We start from the raw sequence: 381 nt of genomic DNA on the forward strand, positions 1-381 counted from the left end.
AAGTCAGAAAAAGCAGCAAAACGTGTAGGAAACAATGTATATGTTTTTCTACGAGATGTTCTCAAACTACCAATCAATCGAGAAAAAAGTGGAAAACGTCGTCCTCTAGATTTTGAGGTACTTGGCTATGCTTTTGTATCGAGCTATAAGAAAGGTTCAAAAGGACAATACCAACTTGTTGCTAAGCTTGATTCATGGAAAAAGTTGAAGACAAGTCTCAAAGAGGTAACTCGAAAAACTACTCCCATGAGTTTTGATGAACGCATCAAGAAGCTCTTAGAAATCCAAAGAGGTTGGGTGAACTACTTTAGTTTGGGCAACATCAAGCGAAAGCTTAAAAAGGTAGATGAATGGGTAAGAAATCGTCTTCGTTATTGCATC

At 37.5% G+C, this 381-nt stretch carries 1 protein-coding gene; it reads left to right on the forward strand.

The window, feature by feature from the left end; all coding sequences use genetic code 11:
• A partial coding sequence (locus PL77_RS29300) for a group II intron maturase-specific domain-containing protein (protein ID WP_044213428.1) occupies positions 1-381 on the forward strand: 381 nt, incomplete at both ends.

Origin of the sequence: Flammeovirga sp. OC4 (assembly GCF_000812565.1) — a bacterium.
In the GTDB taxonomy this organism is placed as follows: Bacteria; Bacteroidota; Bacteroidia; order Cytophagales; family Flammeovirgaceae; genus Flammeovirga.